The organism is Nocardia concava NBRC 100430, from assembly GCF_000308815.1.
In the GTDB taxonomy this organism is placed as follows: domain Bacteria; phylum Actinomycetota; class Actinomycetes; order Mycobacteriales; family Mycobacteriaceae; genus Nocardia; species Nocardia concava.
Genome location: NZ_BAFX01000080.1, coordinates 46,771 through 66,721, shown reverse-complemented (window position 1 = coordinate 66,721; position 19,951 = coordinate 46,771). Strand labels below are relative to the sequence as shown.

At 67.4% G+C, this 19,951-nt stretch carries 18 protein-coding genes and 1 pseudogene; 9 read left to right on the top strand and 10 right to left on the bottom strand.

Features of this window, described 5'->3' with window-relative positions; translation table 11 throughout:
• Positions 1 to 32: 32 nt before the first annotated feature.
• The 4 genes from ON43_RS18320 to ON43_RS18305 form a co-directional block, all read right to left on the bottom strand.
• Entirely contained in the window at positions 33 to 1,820 is a 1,788-nt protein-coding gene (locus tag ON43_RS18320) for an SDR family oxidoreductase (RefSeq protein WP_040809038.1), read from the bottom strand.
• Positions 1,821 to 1,912: 92 nt separating this feature from the next.
• Positions 1,913 to 3,973, bottom strand: a complete 2,061-nt coding sequence (locus tag ON43_RS18315; RefSeq protein WP_157514100.1) for a CocE/NonD family hydrolase — start codon at positions 3,971 to 3,973, stop codon at positions 1,913 to 1,915.
• 185 nt (positions 3,974 to 4,158) lie between these two features.
• Positions 4,159 to 5,397, bottom strand: coding sequence for a PucR family transcriptional regulator (locus ON43_RS42595; RefSeq protein ID WP_051178631.1), 1,239 nt, complete (start codon positions 5,395 to 5,397; stop codon positions 4,159 to 4,161).
• A gap of 11 nt (positions 5,398 to 5,408) precedes the next feature.
• Positions 5,409 to 7,172 (bottom strand): AMP-dependent synthetase/ligase, encoded by a 1,764-nt coding sequence (locus ON43_RS18305; protein ID WP_040809034.1) that lies wholly within the window; start codon positions 7,170 to 7,172, stop codon positions 5,409 to 5,411.
• Between the two features lie 331 nt (positions 7,173 to 7,503).
• On the opposite strand from ON43_RS18305, the gene glnA reads away from it, so the two are divergent.
• Positions 7,504 to 8,940, top strand: a complete 1,437-nt coding sequence (gene glnA, locus ON43_RS18300; protein WP_040809155.1) for a type I glutamate--ammonia ligase — start codon at positions 7,504 to 7,506, stop codon at positions 8,938 to 8,940.
• Between the two features lie 6 nt (positions 8,941 to 8,946).
• Here the strand turns inward: glnA and helR are convergent.
• The 3 genes and pseudogenes from helR to ON43_RS18285 all read right to left on the bottom strand — a co-directional run bounded on the left by helR (position 8,947) and on the right by ON43_RS18285 (position 12,219).
• A pseudogene (gene helR, locus ON43_RS18295) lies at positions 8,947 to 11,141 on the bottom strand (RNA polymerase recycling motor ATPase HelR).
• A 183-nt stretch (positions 11,142 to 11,324) separates the two neighbouring features.
• Positions 11,325 to 11,798 carry a nuclear transport factor 2 family protein gene (locus ON43_RS18290; RefSeq protein WP_040809032.1) on the bottom strand — a complete coding sequence of 158 codons (474 nt, stop codon included), beginning with the start codon at positions 11,796 to 11,798 and terminating at the stop codon, positions 11,325 to 11,327.
• Positions 11,799 to 11,808: 10 nt separating this feature from the next.
• Complete coding sequence (locus ON43_RS18285) at positions 11,809 to 12,219, bottom strand: carboxymuconolactone decarboxylase family protein (RefSeq protein WP_040809030.1); 411 nt, start codon at positions 12,217 to 12,219, stop codon at positions 11,809 to 11,811.
• Between the two features lie 97 nt (positions 12,220 to 12,316).
• Between ON43_RS18285 and ON43_RS18280 the strand changes: the two genes are divergently transcribed.
• The 5 genes from ON43_RS18280 to ON43_RS18260 all read left to right on the top strand — a co-directional run bounded on the left by ON43_RS18280 (position 12,317) and on the right by ON43_RS18260 (position 16,050).
• The gene (locus ON43_RS18280; RefSeq protein ID WP_051178630.1) at positions 12,317 to 13,096 is read left to right on the top strand and encodes a helix-turn-helix domain-containing protein; all 780 of its coding nucleotides are present in this window, start codon (positions 12,317 to 12,319) and stop codon (positions 13,094 to 13,096) included.
• Positions 13,097 to 13,168: 72 nt separating this feature from the next.
• Positions 13,169 to 13,453 carry a hypothetical protein gene (locus ON43_RS18275; protein ID WP_040809028.1) on the top strand — a complete coding sequence of 95 codons (285 nt, stop codon included), beginning with the start codon at positions 13,169 to 13,171 and terminating at the stop codon, positions 13,451 to 13,453.
• Positions 13,435 to 13,872 carry a hypothetical protein gene (locus ON43_RS18270; protein ID WP_040809026.1) on the top strand — a complete coding sequence of 146 codons (438 nt, stop codon included), beginning with the start codon at positions 13,435 to 13,437 and terminating at the stop codon, positions 13,870 to 13,872. Before ON43_RS18275 ends, ON43_RS18270 begins: the two co-directional genes overlap by 19 nt.
• Positions 13,873 to 14,147: 275 nt before the next feature.
• A complete protein-coding gene (locus ON43_RS18265) occupies positions 14,148 to 15,641 on the top strand; it encodes a hypothetical protein (RefSeq protein WP_040809024.1) in 1,494 nt (497 codons plus the stop codon).
• Positions 15,642 to 15,687: 46 nt separating this feature from the next.
• Positions 15,688 to 16,050, top strand: coding sequence for an ArsC/Spx/MgsR family protein (locus ON43_RS18260; RefSeq protein WP_040809022.1), 363 nt, complete (start codon positions 15,688 to 15,690; stop codon positions 16,048 to 16,050).
• A gap of 195 nt (positions 16,051 to 16,245) precedes the next feature.
• On the opposite strand, the gene ON43_RS18255 is transcribed toward ON43_RS18260, so the two are convergent.
• Positions 16,246 to 16,701, bottom strand: coding sequence for a nitroreductase/quinone reductase family protein (locus ON43_RS18255; RefSeq protein WP_040809020.1), 456 nt, complete (start codon positions 16,699 to 16,701; stop codon positions 16,246 to 16,248).
• A gap of 126 nt (positions 16,702 to 16,827) precedes the next feature.
• Between ON43_RS18255 and ON43_RS18250 the strand changes: the two genes are divergently transcribed.
• Positions 16,828 to 17,517, top strand: coding sequence for a TetR/AcrR family transcriptional regulator (locus ON43_RS18250; protein ID WP_040809018.1), 690 nt, complete (start codon positions 16,828 to 16,830; stop codon positions 17,515 to 17,517).
• A gap of 21 nt (positions 17,518 to 17,538) precedes the next feature.
• Here the strand turns inward: ON43_RS18250 and ON43_RS18245 are convergent, their stop codons facing one another.
• A complete protein-coding gene (locus tag ON43_RS18245) occupies positions 17,539 to 17,889 on the bottom strand; it encodes a DUF4873 domain-containing protein (RefSeq protein ID WP_083913510.1) in 351 nt (116 codons plus the stop codon).
• Positions 17,886 to 18,806 carry an AurF N-oxygenase family protein gene (locus tag ON43_RS18240; RefSeq protein WP_040809016.1) on the bottom strand — a complete coding sequence of 307 codons (921 nt, stop codon included), beginning with the start codon at positions 18,804 to 18,806 and terminating at the stop codon, positions 17,886 to 17,888. Before ON43_RS18240 ends, ON43_RS18245 begins: the two co-directional genes overlap by 4 nt.
• 94 nt (positions 18,807 to 18,900) lie before the next feature.
• On the opposite strand from ON43_RS18240, the gene ON43_RS18235 reads away from it, so the two are divergent.
• On the top strand, positions 18,901 to 19,629 hold the full coding sequence (locus ON43_RS18235; RefSeq protein ID WP_245568654.1) for a TetR/AcrR family transcriptional regulator: 729 nt from the start codon (positions 18,901 to 18,903) through the stop codon (positions 19,627 to 19,629).
• Positions 19,622 to 19,945 carry a hypothetical protein gene (locus tag ON43_RS18230; protein ID WP_040809014.1) on the top strand — a complete coding sequence of 108 codons (324 nt, stop codon included), beginning with the start codon at positions 19,622 to 19,624 and terminating at the stop codon, positions 19,943 to 19,945. Before ON43_RS18235 ends, ON43_RS18230 begins: the two co-directional genes overlap by 8 nt.
• The last annotated feature ends 6 nt before the right edge of the window (positions 19,946 to 19,951 follow it).

Sequence of the window (19,951 nt, the reverse complement as noted above, 5' to 3'; positions counted from 1 at the left end):
GACGCAGTGCCATTGAGACTTTCTATCAGGGGCTAGCGGGTCAGGCCGGCGCGGGCGGTGGCGAAACGCAGCACGCTGGGCGGGGTCAGACGGGTGGCGTAGTAGGCGACCCATGCTTCCGGGGTGACCGGGACAACGGCCCGATTGTGTTGTACGGCGGCGAGTATCGCGTCGGCGACCTTCGAGGGCGGATAGCTGCGGAGGCGGTAGAGGGTGTCGAAGAGTTGCTGGCGGGCCTGTTCCTTTTCGGGGGATACGCCCGAGAACTCGGTGGTGCGAACGATATTGGTGTGGACGATGCCGGGGCAGACGGTGGTGACGCCGATGCCGTCCTTCGCCAGTTCGGCGCGCAGGCAGTCGGAGAAGGTGAAAACCGCTGCCTTGCTGGTGGAGTAGGCGCTGAAGCCCTGCTGCGGGGTGTAGGCGGCCATGCTGGAGAGATTGACTATGTGGCCGCCCAGGCCGCGATCGGACATCAGGCGGCCGAAGGCTCGGGAGCCGTGGATCACGCCGTTGAGGTTGATGTCGAGGACTCGTTTGAAACTCTCGGAGGGCGTGTCGAGGAAGGGTGCCGCCTGGCCGATGCCGGCGTTGTTGACGACTATGTCGGGGACACCGTGGACGGCGGCCACTTCGTCGGCGTGGGCCTGGACGGCCGATTCGTCGGAGACGTCGAGGGTATAGGGGTAGGCGGTGCCGCCGCATTCGGCTACCAGGGTGGCGGTTTCGCGGGCGGCGTCGCGGTTGATATCGGAGACCACGATTTCCGCGCCGTCACGAGCGAAGGCCAGGGCGGTTTCGCGGCCGATGCCGGAACCGGCGCCGGTGATCACCACCAGGTGATGGTCGAAGGGGCGGCCGGGCGGGCGGCCCACCTCCGCGCGGCGCAGTTCCCGGGAGGGTTCCTCGCCGGAGACGGCGTCGATGAGCTGGATGGCGGCGCGGGCGAGGACCCGGGGATGCGAATACGGCACCCAGTGACCGGCTTTCAGATCGCGGCGCCACAGCTGTTGCGTCCAGGCGGCTTCGTCGTCGAAGACCGCGGGGCGCACGGCCGGATCGTAGGCGGGGACGATGAGTTGGACCGGGACCTTGGTGCGGCGGTCGCGGGACGAGAACACCTTGGCGAGCACGAGATTCGCGCGGTAGATCTGCAAGCCGTTGGCGGCGTCGGCGGTGAAGGTGTCACCCAGCGTGACCTGCTCGGGCGGGGTGCCCTGGCCCAGCCGCAGGCCCAGGCGGAAGGCGCGTTGGGTGAGACCGCGCCGCACCAGCGCGGGGGTGATCGGGGCCATGAAGGCGAATTGGTAGGCGACCGAGGCCAATTGGGCGAGCGGGCCGACCAGATTGCGCGGGGTCGGCCGCGAGAATCGCTTGCGTGCCCAGGCGCCTGCATGATCGAGATTGGGGCCGGAGACGGAGGTGAAGGAGGCGATGCGCAGCTCGGCATCGGGTTCGCACACCGCGTCCCATACGGTCACCGAACCCCAGTCGTGGGCGAGCACGTGCACCGGCTCGTCGGGGCTGACCGCGTCGATGACCGCGAAGAAGTCGGTGGCCAGCTCGGGAATCGCGAAGCCCCGGAAGTCGCCGGGATCGGTGGAACGCCCGTGCCCGCGCGAGTCATAGCTGATCACCCGGAAGCGATCCGCGAGGTGGGGAATTACGTTGTCCCACAGGCGGTGTGAATCCGGCCAGCCGTGCACCAGCACGATGACCGGGCCGTCGGCAACACCCTGCTCGTAGACGGCGAGTTCGATATCGCCATTGCGGACAGTGCGTTGCCGGACCTCGGCGGTGGATTCGGTTCGCAGCGCCATTGCGGCTCTCCTCTGTCTGGGACAATCCGATCGAAATCAGCTTGAACCGTTCGGGAGAGCGAGTCAATGGCGCTGCGAGCCGGGCCGAAACCTCAGTGCGTGAACGAATCCGCCGGTGCCAGCGGCACCGCCAATGCCGACGGGTAGACGGCATTGCGCTGGATCTGCTGCGAAGTCCCCAGCAGGCGGCCCAGATCCGCCGGATTGGGGATGGTCGACGGGAAGGTGCCCGAGGTGATCCGCAGCCGCAGCGCATGCCCCGGCTCGAGCCGGTGGAACGCGGGCCGGATCTTGATCTCCATCTTCACGACGTCACCGGGCGCGAGCAGCTGCTCGTTCTGCTTCAGCACGGTGTGCTCGGGCGCGTAGATCGTGCCATCGGCAGAACTCCAGGTCTTGCCCGGATCGAGGGTGCGCTGACTCGCCAATTGCGAACCGCCCGTGATGTTCACGGCCGTCCCGTCCGGCGCGACATCGTCGAGCCACACCTGGAACGCGGCATCGGTACCGGTCGAGGACGCATACAGGGTGACACTCGACGGCCCGGCCAGCATGGTCGGCTCGGTCACCGGATCCATGGTGTAGCGCGGACCCGCGGTCGGATTCTGCACCCATTCGGTGCACGGGTTGGACACCGTGAAGACGCGGAACACGAAATCGAGCAGGCCCGCGGTGTACTGGCCCAGCGACTCGCGATTGCAGATGTTGTCGATACCGGTGTACGCCAGGCGATCCGAGGCGTCGGCGGTGGCGGGCTCGGCCGCCACCAGGCGGTCACCGTCGAAGTAGCGCTGCTGGACCGCGGCCTGCTCGAACGGGTAGCGGGCGGTGTCGGCGGCATGGTTGTTGGTGTCGATGACGTGCAGGGGGTTGCCGGTCTCGTCGACGCCGTTGTGAATGTCCTTGAGCCACCGGTCGAACCACGCCAGGGTGACCAGGTCGGTATCCATCCGCGACCCGGGGCCCAGACCCAATCCCACGTGATACCAAGGGCCCATGAGCAATTGGTACCGCCCGTCGGCCTTCTGATCCGCGGCCATCGGCGCGAACTGATCCCGTCCGGCCGCCAGGTTCTGCAGCTGCGCGTAATTGCGCACCGCGCCTTCCTGATACAGGTCCCACCAGCCGTCGACCTGGTACATGGCGATCCCGTTGTCCACCAGATTGTGCAGGTCGGTCTCGAAACGCCGGTCCTGCCACCAGGAATTGTCGTACGCGGTCGCGCCGCCGGTGTAGGCGTCGAACAGCAGCTTCACCGTGCTGGTGTCGGGGCCGACCAGCGCCATCAGGTGATCGCCGAGCGATTTCAGGAACTGCTGCGGTGAAACCACCGCGCTCAGGAACGGCCCGATCAGGCTCAGGTACGGGACCATCAGCGAGATGACGGTCAGCAGCAGCGGACTCATCATGCCGTCGTGGTTGAGCACCTCGTCGAAGATGTTGTTGGGCACCGCGAACGGCACGATCGCCTTCAATGGCGAATCCGGGCCCACGGTTTCGGCGGTCCGCATGGCCGACAGTCCCGGGAAGGAATAGCCGTACATGCCGACCTTGCCATTGGAACCGGGCAGCTTGGCCGCCCAATCCACCAGCTCGGCACCGTCCTTGCCGTCCTGCTTGGACGCCGGACTCCACGCGCCGGTCGACCCGCCGGTGCCGCGCACATCCGCGGTCACCTCGATGTAGCCGTGGCGCACCAGCATGTCCTGCATGGACGTCGCCTGATTGATGACGCGGCGGGCGTCCTTCAACTGATCCGGCAGCGGGATGTGCAGTTCGTCGATGACGCTGGTGATAGCAGCCGTCAGGGCACTGGTGACCGCGCCGTAGGTGGTGAAGTTGACGATCACCGGGAACTCGCCCGCGGCCCGCTGCCCGGTCGCCGGATCGGTCGGATACCGCACCTCGGCCTGCAACTGCGCGCCGTCGGACATCGGAACGATCTGTCCCAGTTGATAACCCACGCCGTACGGTGCCGGAGTCGGCTGATAATCCGACGGCAGCCCGAAATTGGCGGGCGCGTTCGGCACCGGGCCGATGACGGGCGCGGCCCCCGCGGGCGTGGTGGACGTGACGGTCATGGCCAGGACGGAGAAACCGGCCACGGCCCACGGCGCCAGACGGCACCGGCGCGGCCGGAAGGTGCTACTCAACGATCTACCTCTGCGGATGTAGGGAGGCCGCAGCGCGCCGCCGCGAATGCAGCGGACCGCACGACCTCGTCGTCGGAATCGAGCACACCGCACAGCGCCCGCGCGTCGCTACCGGCAATCGCGAAGACTACGCGACGCGTCATTGTGCAAGTGACCAAGGACGCCGGGGCGTCGGATACGCCGAATTACGGTGCGAACGACGCGGATTCGAGGCGCCGGGCAATGCGGGCCGCGGACAGCGTCATGGCATCGGTCGGGCGATGCGGATCCAGGCCGGTGAGCTCGTGCACCCGCGCCAACCGGTAGGTGACCGTATTGCGGTGGATGTTCAGCAGTCGCGCGGTGGCCAGCTGATTGAACCCGGTGTCCACGAACACCTCCAAGGTCTCGGCCAGCAAGGGCTGCGAGTCCAGGGGTGCGAGCACGGCCGCCAACCCGATGCGCGCGGGACCGCCCGCGGCGACGGTGTACTCGAACATGAGGTCCGGGCGACGGCACACCGCGTGCGGACGATCCAGGCAGCGCCCGAGTTCGGCGAGCATCCGCGCCTCGGCGAACACCGCCGGAACCTCGGCCCGCGAACCCGCCGTGGCCACCCCGACCCAGAACGGCGCGGGCGGGCCCGATCTCGACGCCGGCGCCTCGGCCGGTTGTGCAGCCTGCCCAAGTGCGGGCCGCGACGCGAGCTGACCGTGCGAGGGCAGCCGCGCCGAGAGCCCGGCCAGGGTCGCGGTCCCGTCGTCACCGGGCTGCAACGGCAGCAGCGCGGTCCAGCCGCCACTGTCCAGGCGCAGGAACACACCCGGGATCGCCTCGACACGATGCCGCAGCTCACTGGTGTCGGTGCCGCGCGTGGCCCCGAGCCGGAACACGGCCAGCAGGAACGCGTCCGGGACCGCGATCGCGGGCTCCTCGGCCCATTCGATGGGATCGCGCCCGGTCAGCAGCGCATCGGCAATGGCCCGGCGGCGTTCGAGCAACTCCCAGCGCGGATCGTGCGCCCGCTGCACGCACGCGGTGGCGATGCGGGTGGTCAGCAGGGTGATGTACTGCAGCAGCCGCACCGCCGCGTCGCTGAGCAACTCCCGCTCCGGCTCGGTGGCGGTCTCCTTGAGCCGCGACCAGATGTATTCGGCCCCCACGCTGTAGCGGCCCAGCACATCCTCGAGCGATTCCCCGTCCCGCACCCGGCTCAATGCGATCTGCACCAGCTCGTGGGTGTCCTCGACCGAAGGCACACGCCCGGTACGCAGATAGTCGAAGAACAGATCCACATTCAGCTTGGTGCCGCGCTCGAAACCGCTGGCGACCAGCGGCTCGGGCAGCGTGCGGTAGGGCCCGACGGCCTGCGGAATGTCCTCGCGCGCCACGACCGCGCGCCGGTACAGCTCCTCGAGCGCTCGGTCCCGCAATCGCGCGTGCATCAACTCTCCTACTACCCGTACAGCGACTCGATAGTAGCGGCGTAGTTGGTAGCTATCGGTTTGCGCCTGAGTTTTCCGGTCGCCGTGAGGTTATCGCTGCCCGGGGTCCACACGTCCGGGAGGACCGCGAACTTCTTGATCTGCTCGACCCGGGAGAGCTTGGCGTTCGCGGCATCGACGCCCTCTTGCAGGGACTTCAGCACCAGCGGGTCCTGAGCCAGGGCCGCGATGCTCCGGTCGGTTAGCTGGTGGCGCTCGGCGAAGGCGGCGGCCAGATCGGGATCCAGGCAGATCAGCGCGGTGTTGTAGGAGCGGCCCTCGCCGATCGCGACCACCGTGCCCGCCAGCGGCGTGTTCTCGGTGATCGTGTTCTCGATATTGGTCGGCGACATGTTCTTGCCCGCCGCGTTGATGATGAGTTCCTTCTTGCGGTCGACGATCTTCAGGAAGCCCTCGGCATCGAGTTCGCCGATATCGCCGGTGTGCAGCCAGCCGTCGCTGTCGATGGTCTCGGCGGTCTTGTCGGGGGCGTTGCGGTAGCCGCGCATGACCATCTTGCCGCGCACCAGCACCTCACCGTCGTCGGCGATGCGGACCTCCGCGCCGGGCAGCGGGCGTCCGACCGTGCCGATCTTGATGCGTTCGGGACGGTCGACGGTCGCACCGGCGGTGCATTCGGTCATGCCGTAGCCCTCGCACAACGGCAGGCCCAGGCCCAGGAAGAACTCATGGGTGTCCTTGGGGATCGGCGCGGAACCGGTCACCGCGATGCGGATCTGATCCATGCCCAGCTGGGTGCGAATGGTGTTGAGCACCAAGCGATCCGCTAGCCGGAACCGCAGCGTCTCGAGGATGTTCTGGCTACGTCCGTCCGAGGCCGCGCGCGCCCGGGCCCGGCCGGTCTCGATCGCCCAGGCGATGAGCCTGCGCTTGACCGGGCTGGCCTCGGCGGCGAAGCGTTCCTCCAGCGCCGCTTTGACTTTCACCCATACCCGGGGCACGCCCAGGAACACCGTGGGATGCACCTCGGTGAGCGCGGAGGCCACCTGCTTGAGGTCCGGGCAGGTGGTGATCTGGCCGCCGGTCAGCATCGACAGGTAGTGCGCGAACCAGCGATTTGCCGCGTGCGCGTCGGGCAGGTAGGAGACCACCTTGTCGGCGGGGGAGCCGCCGCCGAATTCGTCCACCACCTTGGCGTTCTCGAGGAAGTTGGTGTGCGTGAGCTCGACGCCCTTGGGCGGGCCGGTGGTGCCGGAGGTGTAGACGATGGTCAGCAGATCCTCGGGATCGACCGCGCGCCAGGCGGATTCGAAATCGAAGCCCTCGTGCTGGGTCGCCTCGATCTCGGCGAGCGAGACGCACCCCTCTGGCGCCTCGTCCACGCAGATCACATGCTCGACCGTGACGCCTTGCGCCGCGGCCTTGTCGACGGCGGCCAGCACCTGCGGCGCGAACTGGCGCTCGCAGATGATCGCCTTATTGCCGGCATTGCCGAACTGGTAGACCAGCAGATCCACCGGGTTGGTGTTGTACACCGAGAACGGTGTGGCCCCGGTGTGCAGAATCGCGGTGTCGCACAGGTGGAATTCGGGCCGGTTGGTCATCATCAGCGCGACCGTGTCGCCGCGCCCGATGCCGAGCGCCGCCAGCCCGGTCGCCAGCGCGCGCACCCGCGCGCCGTACTCGCGCCAGGTGATGGCGATCTCGCCGCCGAGCGTGCGCAGCGCGACCTCGTCCGGATAGCGGGCCACATTGGCCTGGAAGGCCTCGACCATCGTGCGCGGGGTCGTTCCCGCAGCCGGTGTAGAACTCACGGAATACAGCAGACCGCACAAAGGACGGGCCGGACTACTGGCAATGGCGAAGATCTGCCTCGGCGGATTTGTGCACAGTGACAAAGGCGGGGGAGAGGGGCGGAATGCGGCGGTCACCGCGGCCGCGGGCGGTGCGTCGCGGTGAGCGGAAATTAACGAATGATCTTGATACACAAGCTCATTCGCGTCCGCCCTGTATGCACGCGACGTATCGTGTTAGCACGAACAGGACCGCCGGACCCCGACCGGGCCGTCCGATCGGGTAGGCGTGCGCGGCCACGAGGAGCGAGCGGTGATCACCCCTACCACCAATGGAGTACAGGACTACATCAACACCGAGGAAGTCGAATACGTCGACATCCGATTCTGCGACGTCCCCGGTATCCAACAGCATTTCTCGATCCCGGCCGGCATGTTCGGCCCGGATCTGGTCGACAACGGCATCGCCTTCGACGGCTCGTCGGTGCGCGGCTTCCAGGCCATCCACGAATCCGACATGCTCCTCCTGCCGGATCTGCGTACCGCGCGCCTGGATTCCTTCCGCACCGCCAAGACCCTCAATATCGACTGTTTCGTCCACGACCCGCACACCCGCGCCGCCTACAGCCGCGATCCCCGCAATGTGGCCCGCAAGGCCGAGGAATATCTGCGCTCCACCGGTATTGCCGACACCGCGTATTTCGGTCCGGAGGCCGAGTTCTATATTTTCGATTCCGTCTCCTACGACACCACCATGAATCGCGCCTTCTACGAGGTGGATTCGGCGTCGGCGGACTGGAATACCGGCGCGAAGTTCAATCCCGACGGGACACCCAACCGCGGCTACAAGGTGCGGCCCAAGGGCGGCTATTTCCCGGTCGCGCCCTATGACGCCGATGTCGACCTGCGCGATCGGATGTGCACCAATCTGCAGATCGCCGGATTCGAATTGGAGAAGGGCCATCACGAGGTCGGTACCGCGGGACAGGCCGAGATCAACTACAAGTTCAATACGCTGCTCGCCGCCGCCGACGATCTGATGCTCTACAAGTACATCATCAAGAACACCGCGTGGGAGGGTGGCAAGACCGTCACCTTCATGCCCAAACCGCTCTTCGGCGACAACGGGTCCGGCATGCACGTGCACCAATCGCTGTGGAAGGACGGCTCACCGCTGTTCTACGACGAGGCCGGGTACGCGGGGCTGTCGGATCTGGCGCGGCACTACATCGGCGGGCTACTGCACCACGCGCCGTCCCTGCTGGCGTTCACCAACCCGACCGTCAACTCCTACAAGCGCCTCGTGCCCGGCTACGAGGCGCCCGTGAATCTGGTGTACAGCCAGCGCAATCGCTCTGCCGCCGTACGCATTCCGGTCACCGGCACCAGCGCGAGTGCCAAGCGCCTGGAATTCCGCTGCCCCGACTCCTCGGGCAACCCGTACCTGTCCTTCGCGGCCATGATGATGGCCGGGCTCGACGGCATCACCAACAAGATCGAGCCCGCGCTGCCCGTGGACAAGGACCTCTACGAGCTCACCCCGGAGGAGAGCGCCGAGGTCACCCAGACCCCCGGCAGCCTCGAGGAGGTCATCAACCGCCTCGAGGCCGACCACGAATACCTCACGCAGGGAGGGGTTTTCACCGAAGACCTCATCGACACCTGGATCCGCATCAAGCGCGACAACGAGATCGCCGAGATCAATGTCCGCCCCCACCCCTACGAATTCGAGCTCTACTTCGACGTGTAGGGAGCCCTACTTCGCCGTCGAGAGATCGGCGCGCGGAGCCAGACCGGCGAGGGCCTGAGGGAGCGGGCCCTCGTGCAGCACGCCCAGACGCTGGGTGGCGCGGGTGAGCGCAACGTACAGCTCGGCCGCGCCGCGCGGGCCCTCGTCCAGGATGTGGTCGGGTTCGACCACCAGCACCGCGTCGAACTCGAGGCCCTTGGTCTCCCATGCCGGCACCGTGCCCGGCATGCCGGGCGGGCCGATCACGATGCTGGTGCCTTCCCGCTGCGCCTCCTCACGGACGAATTCCTCGATGGCCGAAGGCATGTCGTCGACGGGGAGCTGACGTGACCACGGCTGGACGCCACAGGCGCGCACCGACTCCGGCGGCTGGACGTCCGGGGCGAAGTCGGCGAGGACCGCGGCGGCCACGGCCATGATCTCGGCCGGGGTGCGGTAGTTCACCGTCAGCGACCGGTAGAGCCAGCGGCCGGGGACGTACGGATCCAGCATGTCGGCCCAGGAGGTCGCGCCCGCGGGGGAGCTGCGCTGCGCGAGATCGCCCACGACCGTGAAGGAATGGCTGGGGCAGCGTCGCATCAGCACCCGCCAGTCCATCTCCGACAGCTCCTGCGCCTCGTCGACCACGATGTGGCGGTAGGTCCAATCCCGGTCCGCCGCAGCGCGTTCGGCGAGTTCGCGGGTGTCGCGTTCGATGAAACGCTCGGCCAGGTCCTCCCCGTCGAGCAGGTCGGTGGCGAACAGGTGATCCTCGTCGTCCATGTGATCGGCGCGGCTCACCAGCAGGTCCAGCACGCCCTCGGCATAGGCGATCTGCCGCTTGCGCTCCCGCTCGCCCGCCGCCTCCTCGGCGGAGGTGTCACGGCCCAGCAGATCGACCAGCTCGTCGAGCAGCGGCACGTCCGAGATCGTCCACGCCTCACCGTCGGCGCGATACAGGGCTTCCGACGCACCGGCCGCCCGCAGGCGCTCGGTCGACGAAAGAAGTTCTCCCAGTAGCTGTTCCGGCGTCAGCGTCGGCCACAGCTCCTCGATCGCCGCCGCGAAACCCTCGTGCTCGGCCAGCTCGGTGCGCAGGTCGGCGCGCATGTTCTCCCACGCCTCCTTGTCCTCGCGGGTCAGCCAGCCCTTGCCGATCCTGGCGATCGCGCGTTCGGTGAGCGCCCAGGTCAGCACCTCGAGGAATACCGCGCGGGCCTCGTTGTGCGGACGTCCGCTCTCGCGCGCCTCTTCCCGCGCCCAGCCGACGATGTCGGCGCCGATTCGCACTGTGACATCGGTCAATTCGAGCTGGATCGGATCCTGCGGCACCCGCTGCCGGTCGGCGACGGCGGCCTGCAGCACGTCGAGAATCTTGCGCGAACCCTTCAGCCGCGCCACCTCTGGCGTGTCCTCGGCGGTGGCGTGCAGGCCGGGCAACAGCTCACCGGTCGTGGTGAACACCACGTTCGTCTCGCCCAGCGACGGCAGCACACGCCCGATGTGCTTGAGGAAGGCCTTGTTCGGCCCGACCACCAGCACGCCATTGCGTTCCATCTGCTCGCGTTGCGTGTACAGCAGATACGCACCCGGTGCAGCGCCACCACCGTCTTGCCGGTGCCCGGGCCGCCCTCGATCACCAGCACGCCCGGGTGATCGAGGCGGATGATCCGATCCTGTTCGGCCTGAATGGTTGCCACGATGTCGCGCATGCCCTCACTGCGGGGCGCGTTGACCGCCGCGAGCAGTGCCGCGTCACCGCGCTCGCCGTCGCCGGGACGGCCGAAGACCTCGTCGGTGAAGTCCACCACAGTGCGCCCGCGCGTGTGGAACTGGCGACGGCGGCGCATGTTCTCCGGGCTGGCCGCGGTCGCGATGTAGAAGGCCTGCGCCGCGGGCGCCCGCCAATCCATCAATAGCGGCTCGAATTCGTTCTTCTCGTCGAAGATCCCGATGCGGCCGATATACGTCCGTTCCCCGGTCACACTGTCGAGCAGGCCGAAGCACAGACCGTTGTCGGCCACACCCAGCCGATTGATCTCCCTGGCCAGCGTGCGCGCCTCGGCATCGCGCTCCACCAGCGCCGTCGCATTGCCGCGCACCGTCAAAGTGTCGTTGTAGCGGCCCTTCACCCGCGCGCGCTCGGCATCGAGCCGTGCGTACAGACCGGCCACGTACTCCTGTTCGGAGCGCAGTTCGTTCTCGTAACCCTGATCAGTCACCAGCACCTCACCCTTCCCGCCTGGCCGTCCCCGCCCACTGCGGACACCGATTTCCGCAGGTTGCGGCCTTAGGGAAGAGATTGTGCGGCATTACCGGGGCCTTGCGGCAAGCCCCCGTATGCGATATAGATTTAAATGGGAAGGAAATAGTCCTTCCCATTCTTGTATCCGGGTGAGTTGGTTCTACGCCGCATCCGGGCGCTGTCCGCCCGAGACGATCATCAGGATGTCCTTGTTGCCGTCGGCCCACTGGGCCGTCATCACCACGGTGTCGATCTTCCATTCGCCCTCGACCACGTGCAGGCCGATCCGGTAGGTGCCGCCCAGGGTCCAGCGCGGCGAGCCGAAACGGTTGGCCAGGAAGTGGATTGCCTGGAAGACGGCGGTGAGTTCGGCACGGTCGCCGTCGACGGTGACGAGGTGATTGCCCAGCAGGTGCTGGGTGGCGTCGAAGGCGCCGATGAGCTTCTCCCAGTCGGCGCGAATCTGCGCCGGGGTGGCGGTCGAGGGCTCGCCGCCCCAGATGCTCGAATAGTCCAGGGTCACTTCGTCGGCGAAGACACCGGGGAAGGTGTCCCAGTCGCGAATGTCGATGTACCAGAACAGGCGGGTGGCGGCTTCGATGATGTCGGCGCGCTGCTGGGCGGTGGCGGGCATGGCAATTCTCCTACGGTGCAATGGAATCGGTGCGGACGGGAAGCAGATCGCGGGCGGCCAGGACGCCGCGCGCGACGGACATGGCCGAGAGCACGCGGGGAAAACCCGCGTAGGGGAGGGCCTGCAGGATCGCTTCGACGATCTCGGCAGGTGAGACACCCGCATTCAGCGCGGAGCCGAGGTGCGCCTGTAACTGTGGCCGGGTATCGCCCAGTGCGATGAGCACGCCGATGATCACCAGCTCACGGCGACCGGCGTCCAGGCCGGGCCTGGAATGGATATCGCCGTAGGCGAACTCGACCGCGAACCGGTGCAGGTCCGGTGCGATGTCGGCCAGCTCGTCATAGACACGCGCCCGAACACCGCCCGCCCCACCGAGTTCGGCTTGCCTGGCGGCTCCTCGCTGGAATCTCTCGTTCACGACTTCGAGCTTGCTGGCCCCGAAAGCCCCTAACCAGCTCACGCGGTGCCTCGTACTCCCAGGGCCACCCACCGCCACGCTGTGCCACACTGCGGACATGGCGGTACGTGAGGACCTGGCGGAATTCCTGAAGTCTCGGCGCGCCCGGATCGATCCGCAAGACACCGGGCTGCCGCCCTCCGGCATGCGGCGGGTACCCGGCCTGCGCCGCTCCGAACTGGCCCACTTGGCGGGCATCAGCGCCGAGTACTACCAGCGCCTCGAACAACGCCGCGCCGCCAACCCGTCGGCCGAGGTCCTCGACTCGCTGGCAACGGCCCTGCGGCTCAACCACATCGAGACCGAGCACCTGCGTGCCCTGGCCCACCCGCCCCGCACGGTCGAATCCGCCGCTCCCACACCACGTCCGGAACTGCTGCGCATGCTCGACCTCATCGACAAGGCCCCCGCCGTCGTCATCACCGACCTGTTCGACGTCCTGGCCGCGAACCCGCTGGCGCACTACGTCTTCGGCTCGATGGCCGACAAGAACATGGCCCGCGCACTGTTCTTCGATCCGGGCGCCCGCGACTTCTACCTCGACTGGGACTCCGTCGCCGCGGCCACCGTAGCCCAGCTACGCCGAGTCACCGGCCTCTACCCGAACGACCCGGACACGATCGCCCTGATCGACGAACTAGCCACCGGCAGCACAGAATTCGCCGCCCTCTGGCGCACCGGCGACGTCGAACTCCGCACCCACGGCACCAAACTCATCGCCCACCCCCACTCCGGCACCCTGCGCTTCTCCTACGAAAACCTCGAACTCCCCGGCGACCCCCGCCAGCGCATCGTCACCTTCACCCCCGACCCCGCCACCACCCTCCCCGCCCTGTAGGAGCCGTGTCCGGAGAGTAGCCGTGGCGAGAAACAGTCCCGCGTTTCCTACTTCAATTGATAAACTGGCGACATGGCGCAGCCCATGTATGAAATCGGCGAGGGACCCGCGACGCGGGTGAGTCTGTCGCTACCCGAGGGGACAGCGGAAGCCGTTCGTCGGCGGGTCGGCAAACGTGAGTTCTCGGCGTTCGTCACCTCGGCGGTCGAACGCGAGCTGCGGGGCCTGCTGCTCGACGAGTATCTGGCCGATTACGAGCGCCGCCACGGCGAATTGTCGGACACGGACCGTCAGCGCGCCTTCGATCGATTCGAACAAGCGCTCACGGGTGAGGCCTCATGGCCGGACGAAAGCTGAAGGCCGCGGCGCGCTCGCGACCGTCGACGCAGGGCACCGCGGTGCTCGACTGCCAGGGTCTCGCGGGCCTGGTAGCCGAGGAAGCCGCGATCGTCGCGCTGGTCGCGGAGGCCCGCAGGCGTCGAATGGAAGTGGTGATCAGCGCCCTCGCGATCATCGAAGCGACGCACCAGAAAACGGATATGCCGCGCCTGGCCTGGCTGCTGTCCATCCTTCGAGTGGAACCGGTCTCCGAGGCGGACGCCCGAGCGGCGTCCGCGCTATTGCTGGAGAACGGGCTGCACGGGCACAAATACGCCATCGACGCGGTCGTGGCGGAGATGGCGACGCGGCAGCCGCAACCGGTGGTCCTGATGACCTCGGATCCGGAGGACATGCGGGCGCTGTGCGGCGATGCGGTGCGCATCATCCCACTGTGATCGAGCCCGACGCGCCGAGGGGTGGATGCGTGTCGGGCGGGCGTGTTGTCGTTAGATTGGGGCGAACGGATCGGTCGCTACGCGAGATGGACCCGCAGGGAGGCGGGTTCGCGTGGCGGTGCGGGAATACCGTTGTGACACAACGTGCCACGCGAGATGACAACGCGTGGTCATGTGGGGTGGGTTCAAACTATGACCTTGCCCTCACTGGCCGCGCGGGGTCGTGGTGCGGTCATACGATCCGGGGCTGACATATGCGGGAAGGCGAGTAGGCCATGGATCGAAATGCGTTCGTCGAAGTGATGAACGAGGCGAGCGGCATGTTGGAGGCCGGGCTGGCGGACGAGGCGCTGGCACGGCTGACGGCGTTCGACGACGGCCTGGACGTGGCGCCCGAACCCAAGGACTACGGCTGGATCGTCTCCTACCGCTTCCGATCCGCCTTCGCCGCCGGGGATTACGCGCAAGCCCTGCACCTGGCCGAACGCGGCCCCGCCCGATTCCCCGCCGACATCCCGCCCGCCACCATGGCCACCATGTACTCCATGGCCGTGGAGGCCGCCACCCAGCAGGGCCTGCCCGACAGCGCCGTCACCATGGCCGACCGCTGCATCGAGCTCAGACGTTCGCACGGCGAACACGCCGAGGTGCTGATGGCCGCCATGACCGCCTGCACCCTGCTCGGCGACATGGAAAGACATGACCTGGCAAGCAGATACGCGCAGCTGCTGATCACCGAGGGCGTCGGCCACGACGACTACCGCGGATATGGGTACTACGCGCTGTGCGCCGCCATCGAATCCGGCGTCGGCGCCCACCTCGTCGACACCCTCCGCGCCGGCCGCGAATGGCTCGAGAGCCAGGACAACGAATTCGCCCGGGTGGCACTGGAATACCTGGAAAACGCCCCCGCCCTGCGCGAACCCCTCATCGTCAACCTCGATCTCGCCAACCCGCTGGGCAACGGCGCGCCGCCGCCGGATCCATTGAGCGGCAGCGCGGCGCAGCCCGGAGCATCGACCAGCGGTTTTCCGCCCCCGGCGTTGTCGGACCATGGTGCGCCTCCCGGGGCGGCGGGAAGCGATGTGCCGCTGTCGGATTCGCTCGCCGCACCGGATTCCATGCAGACCCAGTACCTGCGCGTCGGTGACGGCGCCCCGCATGCCGCCGCCGGCCCGCAGCAGCCGCCCGCCGAGCAGATCGCAGGCGGCGAGACCGCCGACGCCCTCATGGACGCCAATAGACCCGGGATCGCCGCCTCGGCCTACCGCGCCCTCATCGACGACGCCGTCGGCACCGGCAGACCCGACCCGCTGATCATGGGCAAGGCAACCCTCGGCCTCCTCACGGCCCTCATCTTCGACAACCGTGTCGGCGAGGCACATTCGGTCTGGATCGACGAACACGGCCCTACCTACCTGGGCATCTGGTCCCTGGAAAATGGTCAGACCTCCGTCCACGACGCCATCGCCTACAACCTGGTCGCGGCCTTCCTGCACTCCCTCAGCACCGGCGACCCCAATGCCGCCAACCACGCCGTCGACTCCCTCATGACCCGAAACCTGGACTGGGCCTACGAGAACGACCCCCAGGCTGTCCCCGCCATGATCAACACCTGGCGCCGCCACCTCTACGAAATCCACGCCGGCGAACCCGCCCCCGAATACCGCTGGCAACTCACCCAGGCCGAACAGCGCTGGGGCCAGCCCATTCCCGACGGCGGCCTCTACTGGATGCGCCCCTACCCCTGGGTCATCGACTGGGTCTGACATGCCGGTGACCGGTAGCCCCGCGGTCGCCACCTAGGCTGACCGCATGGCAGCTACGGAAATCTGGCACAACCCCAAGTGCTCGAAGAGCCGCACCGCGAAGGGCGTCCTGGACGAATCCGGCACCGACTACATCGAACGCCGCTACCTCGACAACCCGCCCTCGGCCACCGAAATCCGCTCGGCCCTGACCAAACTCGGCCTGGAGCCCTGGGACATCACCCGCACCGCCGAACCCGAAGCCAAGGAACTCGGCGTCAGCACTTGGGCCAAGACTCCGGCCGACCGCGACCGCTGGATCGAAGCCCTCGCAACCCACCCCCGCCTCATCCAGCGCCCCATAGTCTTCACCGCCGACGGCCGCGCCTTCGTAGCCCGCGACACCGCCTCCCTCGACGAACTCCGCTGACCCACCAAGATCAACATGCAATCAGGCACGACAAACCGGACAAAACCCATCCGCCATTGCATGTTGATCTTGAAACTCTCCCCAAACTGCCCGGAAGCGAATCCACGGGGCAGTTTTTGTCTCTTTATCTAGGCACGCCGCAACCACCAGCGGCCCTCAACCATCCACCCGGGCCGCCCGAGTCCCACCCACAGTTCACTCCAACGCAAAAACCGGAAACCCCGGCGCAATCCCAACCAACTCCGCATCGCTGGAGTCCTTCGTGATCCCCTCGAAGAATCGCCCAACCTCCCACCCCCACCGGTCGAGGTAGGCGCGAAGAACCGGCAGCTTCTGCTCGTCGGGCAGCTCATTGGCGACAAAGGCCTCAGTCTTGCGCCCGAGCCGGAGTTCGCCGGTACCGGAGACCCGCAGATTGCGAACCCACTGCGTATGCCCACGCGGCGCCACCAGATACCGCCGCCCATCCTCGGTGGTCAGCACATTGACCATGGTGGTCCGCCATTCACCGGACTTGCGCCCGCGAACCGCCAGCAGTCGGGACCCGGCAACGCTGATCCCCAGCTTCGGAAGCAGGTTGAAAAACCGGTTCATGTAGGGATCCAGCCCGGTGGGGCCGATGTAACGGGTGGCGGCGGAGTGGGCGTCCATGATGATTCCTTTTCTCCTGGAGAGCGGTGCTCTCTGTTGAGAACAGTGTGCGCGCATCTCGCCGCAGCTGTCAAGAGCAGTGCTCTCGAAATTTGTCACCGATCCGATTCGTGGCACACTGTCCCCATGAGCGTCCCTCGCACCGCCCGCGAACGGGCCCGCGCCGAAATCACCCGCGAAATCACCGACGCCGCTCGCCGCCAACTAGCCGAATCCGGCGCCCCCGCCCTCTCCCTCCGAGCCATCGCCCGCGAACTCGGGATGGTGAGTTCAGCTCTCTACCGCTACTTCCCGAGCCGCGACGAGCTGCTGACCACCCTGATCATCGAGGCCTACAACGCCATCGGCGAGGCAGTCGAGAACGCCGTCGCCGCCGCCGACACCCCCCGCGCACAATGGCGCGGCATCGCAAATGCCGTGCGGGACTGGGCAACCGCACATCCCCACGAATACGCACTGGTCTACGGCTCCCCGGTGCCCGGCTACGACGCCCCGGAAACCACCATCGGGCCCGCCTCCCGGATACCGATCGCGGCGCTCGGCGTCGTGCATCGCGCCTTGGAGAACGGAACGCTCAAACCCGCCGACGACACCGTCGGCCCGGAACTGGCCGCCCAATCCGCCGCCATCGCAGCCCAGATCGCGCCCGGCCTACCCGAGGTGGCGGTCGCCCGCGCCGTAATCGCCTGGACGCAGCTCTACGGTGCGGTGACCTTCGAACTCTTCGGCCAACTCGACAACAGCATGGACCCCGCCGGACCATTCTTCGCCTACTCCGTCGAGGCCATGGCCGACTTCATCGGACTCTCGCGCTAGCTCGATACGAATCGCCCTGCGCTACAGCGGAAACGGCGGCGCACCGACGCCGACGATACGCAGATTCCCCCAGGGATCGCGCTCCTGAAGCACCCCGGGCACCGGCGCGCTACCGGGTAGTGTGAGAAACACCTGCCCCCGCCCCGGATCGGGCAACTCGACCCCGTCCGTCGCGGAAACCCTTCCGTACCAGTGAAACTGGCCATCGGTCGGATCCATGTGCCCGGTCAGGGCAACACGCACCGCCACCTCGATACCCGGCGCGTCCAGCAGCGCGGGCCCCGAATAGTCCGGCGCCGGTTCGGGATCGGTGAACTCCGCCCGCGGGTCGACCGCCGCACGCTCGGTGCGCCGGGCCCGCCGGAACCTCACAGCAGCCCTCGCCGCCGCCAGATCCGCTTCCCGATCGGCCCGATCAACCCCTGTTTGTCCAGGAACGCACCGAGATTCGCGGCCCCGAGCCCGAGCGCCCGCCGCGAGTGCGGATTGGCACGCGCCAGCCTCCGCGCCGCCCGCCCGTCCTCGACACCCGCCCGGGCGTACATGTGCCAGTTGGTCATCAGATGCACGAACAGCGGCGCCGCCACCGCGACACACAGTCGCGTGTACCGCAATTCGGCCTTGGACATGGTCGGCACCCGATACGCCAGGGCATCGCGCGCGAACCCGATGTGCCGCGCCTCCTCGGTGACGTGAATCCGCATGGCCCGCGCCACCAGCGGCTGCAACTGCGGATCCTCGAGGGTGCGACGCTGGATGGCGTCGAAGATCTCCTCGCCCACCAGCGCCCCGACCCACACCATCGACCCCTGCAGGAACAGCTGCAGCGAGCTGATGGTCCAGCGCTCCCACCGGTTCGGCCAGTACGGCCGTGCCTCGATCCGGTCGATGAGCTTGCCGAACATCATCATGTGCCGGCACTCGTCACCCATCTCGGTGAGCGTGTAGTGCGAGTGCCGCGAGGTGGGATCGCCGGACATGAGCTCGCGCAACAGCAGTCGATTGAGCAGGTTCTCGAACCAGATGCCCACCGACAGCACATTGGCCAGTTCTTCGCGGGACAGATCGCGCCGCTGCTGCGGCGTCATCGCGTCCCAGAGTGGCGTGCCGTAGAGCGAGATGACCTCCGGCGGCAGGAAGAGCTTGTCCGGATCCAGCGGTGCGTCCCAGTCCATATCGACCACGGGGTCGTAGGACTTCTTCACCGATCCGGTCAGCAAGCGCGCGGCGAACGACTCGCGCGGGGAGAGTACGGCGGGTGTGGGAGTGGAGACGGCGTTGTCACCCATGACAGCTCCTGACGTTTTACTGGTACAGGCTGTTACACTCAGATTAGTGGTACATGCTGTCTCGGTCAACGATGGAGTGAGTATCGTGAGCCGAGTGACCGGCACCCGACGCAGAATCGCGCAGCCCGCTTCCCGGGACCGAGAGCGCGCCGCCGACGGCCGCAGCACCCGCTGGGACGGCCACAAGGCACAGCGCCGCACCGAGATGCTCGACGCCGCACTGGCCGTCATCGAGGAGAACGGCACCGAGATCTCCGTACAGCAGATCGCCGACCGCCTGCACGTCCCGCGCCCGGTCGTGTACCGGCACTTCGACGGTCGCTCGGACCTCGACGACGCCATCCGCCGCCACATCCTGGAATCGCTGATGGCCGAACTGCTTCCGCGTCTGCACCCCGAGGGCACCGTCCGCGATCTGGTGCGCGGCGCGGTCGGCACCTACGTCGGCTGGATCGAACTGCATCCGAATCTGCACCGCTTCCTGGCCGCCGCCGACCCGCACGGCGACTCGTCCACCGCACTGGCCGGAGCCCGCGACCGCATCGGCGGCCACTTGGCCGACCTGTTCGCCGACACCCTGCAGCGCTTCGGCATCGATCGGAACCGTGCCCGCCCCATGGCCTTCGGCACCGTCGGCTTCGTCGACGGGGTGGTCAACAGTTGGCGCGCCGCCCCCACCCTGACATCGGAGCAAGTCGAGGGCATCCTCGTCGAATCGGTGCTCGCGCTGCTCGAGGGCAATGCGCGCAGCTTGGACGTGCCGCTGACGCGCGATACGGTGGTCGCCGACTTGTTCTCTCGGACGGAGGCCGCGCGTGCGTGAATCCCTGGGTGCGGCAGTGCTTCGCGCGACCGTGGTGGCGGGCTTCGGCGGAGCGCTGCTGGTCCCGGGCGCCGCGGCCGCGGATGCCGTGCTGCCGGAGGGCCTGAGCTGCGACACCCTGGACTGCCGCAACGACACCGACCACGACTATGTGGTCTCGGGCTACATGGAGTGCGTGTACAGCGACTTCGACGGCGGCCCTACTTCGGGCAGCGAGCAGTTCATCGATATCGTTCCGGCGCACAGCCTGTATCGGTTGTCGAGCTGCATCGACGGCCAATCGCCCTACCTGCGCTCCATCGACGACGTGGAGTAGCTGCCG

Coding starts and splice junctions, on each gene's coding strand:
- ON43_RS18320 (WP_040809038.1), bottom strand. CDS start 1,820: ATGGCGCTGCGAACCGAATCCACCGCCGAGGTCCGGCAACGCACTGTC.
- ON43_RS42595 (WP_051178631.1), bottom strand. CDS start 5,397: ATGCACGCGCGATTGCGGGACCGAGCGCTCGAGGAGCTGTACCGGCGC.
- ON43_RS18305 (WP_040809034.1), bottom strand. CDS start 7,172: ATGGTCGAGGCCTTCCAGGCCAATGTGGCCCGCTATCCGGACGAGGTC.
- ON43_RS18290 (WP_040809032.1), bottom strand. CDS start 11,798: ATGCCCGCCACCGCCCAGCAGCGCGCCGACATCATCGAAGCCGCCACC.
- ON43_RS18280 (WP_051178630.1), top strand. CDS start 12,317: ATGGCGGTACGTGAGGACCTGGCGGAATTCCTGAAGTCTCGGCGCGCC.
- ON43_RS18275 (WP_040809028.1), top strand. CDS start 13,169: ATGGCGCAGCCCATGTATGAAATCGGCGAGGGACCCGCGACGCGGGTG.
- ON43_RS18270 (WP_040809026.1), top strand. CDS start 13,435: ATGGCCGGACGAAAGCTGAAGGCCGCGGCGCGCTCGCGACCGTCGACG.
- ON43_RS18265 (WP_040809024.1), top strand. CDS start 14,148: ATGGATCGAAATGCGTTCGTCGAAGTGATGAACGAGGCGAGCGGCATG.
- ON43_RS18260 (WP_040809022.1), top strand. CDS start 15,688: ATGGCAGCTACGGAAATCTGGCACAACCCCAAGTGCTCGAAGAGCCGC.
- ON43_RS18255 (WP_040809020.1), bottom strand. CDS start 16,701: ATGGACGCCCACTCCGCCGCCACCCGTTACATCGGCCCCACCGGGCTG.
- ON43_RS18250 (WP_040809018.1), top strand. CDS start 16,828: ATGAGCGTCCCTCGCACCGCCCGCGAACGGGCCCGCGCCGAAATCACC.
- ON43_RS18240 (WP_040809016.1), bottom strand. CDS start 18,806: ATGGGTGACAACGCCGTCTCCACTCCCACACCCGCCGTACTCTCCCCG.